Origin of the sequence: Azoarcus taiwanensis (genome assembly GCF_012910885.1) — a bacterium.
In the GTDB taxonomy this organism is placed as follows: Bacteria; Pseudomonadota; Gammaproteobacteria; order Burkholderiales; family Rhodocyclaceae; genus Azoarcus_F; species Azoarcus_F taiwanensis.
In genome coordinates this window covers 1-5,561 of record NZ_WTVM01000194.1, presented here as the reverse complement: position 1 = coordinate 5,561, position 5,561 = coordinate 1, and the positions used below count along the sequence as shown (strand labels likewise).

Sequence of the window (5,561 nt, the reverse complement as noted above, 5' to 3'; positions counted from 1 at the left end):
TTGTTGTAGACGGTCTCACCCCCGGTCTTTTGGACGCGGGGGTGAGTGAGTGTGGTTAGTCTGACGATGACCTACTTTCGCACAGGCAATCTGCACTATCATCGGCGCGGTCACGTTTCACTGTCCTGTTCGGGATGGGAAGGAGTGGTTCCATGACGCTATGGTCGTCAGACTTTGAAGGGTTTAACAAGTCTGGAGTGTGTGTGTAGGTGTTTGGGTTGTTGTGATTGTTGTATTCGAGTGTTTTTGTTGTTGGATCCATGGTTATAGGATCAAGCCTCACGGGCAATTAGTACGGGTTAGCTTAACGCATTACTGCGCTTCCACACCCCGCCTATCAACGTTGTGGTCTTCAACGACCCTTCAGCAGGCTCAAGGCCTGAGGGAAGTCTCATCTTGAGGCGAGTTTCCCGCTTAGATGCTTTCAGCGGTTATCTCTTCCGCACTTAGCTACCCGGCGATGCGACTGGCGTCACAACCGGTACACCAGAGGTGCGTCCACTCCGGTCCTCTCGTACTAGGAGCAGGCCCTCTCAAACTTCCAGCGCCCACGGCAGATAGGGACCAAACTGTCTCACGACGTTTTAAACCCAGCTCACGTACCACTTTAAATGGCGAACAGCCATACCCTTGGGACCGGCTACAGCCCCAGGATGTGATGAGCCGACATCGAGGTGCCAAACTCCGCCGTCGATGTGAACTCTTGGGCGGAATCAGCCTGTTATCCCCAGAGTACCTTTTATCCGTTGAGCGATGGCCCTTCCATACAGAACCACCGGATCACTATGACCTGCTTTCGCACCTGCTCGACTTGTCGGTCTCGCAGTCAAGCCACCTTTTGCCATTGCACTATCAGTACGATGTCCGACCGTACCTAGGTGACCTTCGTACTCCTCCGTTACCTTTTGGGAGGAGACCGCCCCAGTCAAACTGCCTGCCATGCACGGTCCCCGACCCGGATTCACGGGCCAAGGTTAGAACCTCAACGACACCAGGGTGGTATTTCAAGGGCGGCTCCATGAGAACTGGCGTTCCCACTTCAAAGCCTCCCACCTATCCTACACAAGTGACGTCAAAGTCCAATGCAAAGCTACAGTAAAGGTTCATGGGGTCTTTCCGTCTTGCCGCGGGGAGATTGCATCTTCACAAACACTTCAACTTCGCTGAGTCTCAGGAGGAGACAGTGTGGCCATCGTTACGCCATTCGTGCAGGTCGGAACTTACCCGACAAGGAATTTCGCTACCTTAGGACCGTTATAGTTACGGCCGCCGTTTACCGGGGCTTCGATCAAGAGCTTGCACCCCATCACTTAACCTTCCGGCACCGGGCAGGCGTCACACCGTATACGTCATCTTTCGATTTTGCACAGTGCTGTGTTTTTAATAAACAGTCGCAGCCACCGATTCTCTGCGGCCCACGTCAGCTCCGGCAGCAAGTGCCTTCACCTACCATGGGCATACCTTCTCCCGAAGTTACGGTATCAATTTGCCGAGTTCCTTCTCCTGAGTTCTCTCAAGCGCCTGGGTATTTTCTACCTGCCCACCTGTGTCGGTTTGCGGTACGGTCACTCTTAGACTGAAGCTTAGAGGCTTTTCCTGGAAGCAGGGTATTACTCGCTTCGGGCTCCATGAGCCCTCGTCATCACGCCTCATCTAAGCCCGGCGGATTTGCCTACCAGGCACGACTACACGCTTAAACCGGGACGTCCAACACCCGGCCGAGCTAACCTTCTCCGTCCCCCCATCGCATCTAAGAGCGGTACAGGAATATTGACCTGTTTCCCATCGACTACGCTTTTCAGCCTCGCCTTAGGGGCCGACTCACCCTGCGCCGATGAACGTTGCGCAGGAAACCTTGGGCTTTCGGCGAGGGAGCTTTTCACTCCCTTTATCGCTACTCATGTCAGCATTCGCACTTCCGATACCTCCAGCATCCCTTACGAGACACCTTCACAGGCTTACGGAACGCTCCCCTACCATGTGTCAAACGACACATCCGCAGCTTCGGTTCATGGCTTGAGCCCCGTTACATCTTCCGCGCAGGACGACTCGACTAGTGAGCTATTACGCTTTCTTTAAAGGGTGGCTGCTTCTAAGCCAACCTCCTAGCTGTCTGGGCCTTCCCACCTCGTTTCCCACTTAGCCATGTATTTGGGACCTTAGCTGGCGGTCTGGGTTGTTTCCCTCTCGACAACGGACGTTAGCACCCGCTGTCTGTCTGCCGTATATCACTTTGCGGTATTCGGAGTTTGCTATTGCGGGGTAAATCGCGATGACCCCCCCAACAATGACAGTGCTCTACCCCCGCAAGTGTCCGTACGACGCACTACCTAAATAGTTTTCGGGGAGAACCAGCTATTTCCGGATTTGTTTAGCCTTTCACCCCTATCCACAGCTCATCCCCTAATTTTTCAACATTAGTGGGTTCGGACCTCCAGTACCTGTTACGGCACCTTCATCCTGGCCATGGATAGATCATCCGGTTTCGGGTCTACATCGTGCAACTATGGCGCCCTTATCAGACTCGGTTTCCCTACGCCTCCCCTATTCGGTTAAGCTCGCTACACAACGTAAGTCGCTGACCCATTATACAAAAGGTACGCAGTCACCCCACTAAGGAGGCTCCCACTGTTTGTATGCATGCGGTTTCAGGATCTATTTCACTCCCCTCCCGGGGTTCTTTTCGCCTTTCCCTCACGGTACTGGTTCACTATCGGTCGATCACGAGTATTTAGCCTTGGAGGATGGTCCCCCCATCTTCAGACAGGATTTCACGTGTCCCGCCCTACTTGTCGCACGCTCAGACCCGCCAGCTACTTTTCACATACGGGACTATCACCCTGTATCGTCGGACTTTCCAGACCGTTTTGCTAAGTAATTGGTTTAGTCGTGCAGGCTCATCCGCGTTCGCTCGCCACTACTTGCGGAATCTCGGTTGATTTCTTTTCCTCCGGCTACTTAGATGTTTCAGTTCGCCGGGTTCGCTCCAACTGGCCTATGTATTCAGCCAGAGGTGACCCAAAAGGGCCGGGTTTCCCCATTCGGACATCGGGGGATCAAAGCTCCATTGCCAGCTCCCCCCCGCTTTTCGCAGGCTTGCACGTCCTTCATCGCCTGTGATCGCCAAGGCATCCACCACATGCACTTAGTCGCTTGATCCTATAACCATGGGGCCGAGTGCGAGTCACTCGCCTCAGCCACCACCATTACAACAACGGATTCAAACACTCGAAGTGTCGTCTCGCCCAGGCCGCTGGTTCGGCCGCACCCGCGCGAGACTTTTGTTACATGCAATCACACAACCCATGCCGCATCCATCATCCACCGGGCTGACATACCCCAGGCGTCCGGATGCGACACACTTTACACACTTTCCGACTTGTTAAAGAACGTTGAGCCGCTTCGCGCAGACTCTGAGCACTACGCACGCATTGCTTGGATGCGCACTGCTCAGAGGCGAAACACACACTCACAGAAACCCGATTGCCACGAACAACCCAGTCGTTTGGTGGAGCTGGTCGGGATCGAACCGACGACCTACGGCTTGCAAAGCCGCCGCTCTCCCAGCTGAGCTACAGCCCCATCTGACTGGCCCGGACCCGCCCCGATTCAACGTCGGTGGTGGGTCTGGTTGGGTTCGAACCAACGACCCCCGCCTTATCAAGACGGTGCTCTAACCAGCTGAGCTACAGACCCGACTCGGTGCTGCTCGAGACTTGGCACTTCCTGTGATGCACAACTTCTGAACAACCGATAAGAAGTGGGCACTCGAGCACTGCCCGAATGAAGGCTTCTTTTCTCTTGAAAGGAGGTGATCCAGCCGCAGGTTCCCCTACGGCTACCTTGTTACGACTTCACCCCAGTCATGAATCTCACCGTGGTGAGCGCCCTCCCGAAGGTTAAGCTACCCACTTCTGGTGAAACCCACTCCCATGGTGTGACGGGCGGTGTGTACAAGACCCGGGAACGTATTCACCGTGGCATGCTGATCCACGATTACTAGCGATTCCGACTTCACGTAGTCGAGTTGCAGACTACGATCCGGACTACGATCGGCTTTAAGAGATTAGCTCCACCTCGCGGCTTGGCAACCCTCTGTACCGACCATTGTATGACGTGTGAAGCCCTACCCATAAGGGCCATGAGGACTTGACGTCATCCCCACCTTCCTCCGGTTTGTCACCGGCAGTCTCGCTAAAGTGCCCAACCAAATGATGGCAATTAGCGACAAGGGTTGCGCTCGTTGCGGGACTTAACCCAACATCTCACGACACGAGCTGACGACAGCCATGCAGCACCTGTGTCCAGGCTCCCGAAGGCACTCCCTGATCTCTCAAGGATTCCTGGCATGTCAAGGGTAGGTAAGGTTTTTCGCGTTGCATCGAATTAATCCACATCATCCACCGCTTGTGCGGGTCCCCGTCAATTCCTTTGAGTTTTAATCTTGCGACCGTACTCCCCAGGCGGTCGACTTCACGCGTTAGCTGCGTCACTCACAGAGTTACCTCTACGAACGACTAGTCGACATCGTTTAGGGCGTGGACTACCAGGGTATCTAATCCTGTTTGCTCCCCACGCTTTCGTGCATGAGCGTCAGTATCGGCCCAGGGGGCTGCCTTCGCCATCGGTGTTCCTCCACATCTCTACGCATTTCACTGCTACACGTGGAATTCCACCCCCCTCTGCCGTACTCTAGCCGTGCAGTCACAAGCGCAGTTCCCAGGTTAAGCCCGGGGATTTCACACCTGTCTTACACAACCGCCTGCGCACGCTTTACGCCCAGTAATTCCGATTAACGCTCGCACCCTACGTATTACCGCGGCTGCTGGCACGTAGTTAGCCGGTGCTTCTTCTGTCGGTACCGTCATTAGAGCCCTGTATTAGAGAACCCCGTTTCTTCCCAACTGAAAGAGCTTTACAACCCGAAGGCCTTCTTCACTCACGCGGCATGGCTGGATCAGGGTTGCCCCCATTGTCCAAAATTCCCCACTGCTGCCTCCCGTAGGAGTCTGGGCCGTGTCTCAGTCCCAGTGTGGCTGATCATCCTCTCAGACCAGCTACGGATCGTCGCCTTGGTAGGCCTTTACCCCACCAACTAGCTAATCCGACATCAGCCGCTCCAATCGCGTGAGGCCTTGCGGTCCCCCACTTTCCCCCTCAGGGCGTATGCGGTATTAATCCGGGTTTCCCCGGGCTATCCCCCACGACTGGGTACGTTCCGATGCATTACTCACCCGTTCGCCACTCGCCACCAGGTGCAAGCACCCGTGCTGCCGTTCGACTTGCATGTGTAAAGCATGCCGCCAGCGTTCAATCTGAGCCAGGATCAAACTCTTAAGTTCAATCCACAGCACTCAAAGTCATTACTGACATATGAGCACTCAATCTTTGCGTTACAGCGAGACAAAAAGCCCCGCTCGAAACCTCAACGCACAATACCGAGCACCCACATCTTATCGGTTGTTCAAATTTTTAAAGAACCGCTGACCAAGCAGCGAAGAAGCGGAATTATGAAGAAGACCAAACAACTCGTCAACCCCCAGAAGCACTCAAATCCAAAC

General features: G+C 54.5%; 2 tRNA genes and 3 rRNA genes. All 5 read right to left on the bottom strand.

Annotated features, from left to right (window positions below):
* Window positions 1–58: 58 nt before the first annotated feature.
* Window positions 59–172: ribosomal RNA gene (rrf, locus tag GPA21_RS19025) — 5S ribosomal RNA — on the bottom strand.
* Between the two features lie 96 nt (window positions 173–268).
* A 23S ribosomal RNA gene (locus GPA21_RS19020) occupies window positions 269–3,159 on the bottom strand.
* A 347-nt stretch (window positions 3,160–3,506) separates the two neighbouring features.
* Window positions 3,507–3,582 (bottom strand) — tRNA-Ala (locus GPA21_RS19015).
* A gap of 37 nt (window positions 3,583–3,619) precedes the next feature.
* Window positions 3,620–3,696, bottom strand: a tRNA-Ile gene (locus GPA21_RS19010).
* 108 nt (window positions 3,697–3,804) lie between these two features.
* Window positions 3,805–5,342 (bottom strand): 16S ribosomal RNA (locus GPA21_RS19005).
* Together the 16S, 23S and 5S rRNA genes with 2 tRNA genes alongside form the textbook arrangement of a ribosomal RNA operon.
* Window positions 5,343–5,561: the final 219 nt, after the last annotated feature.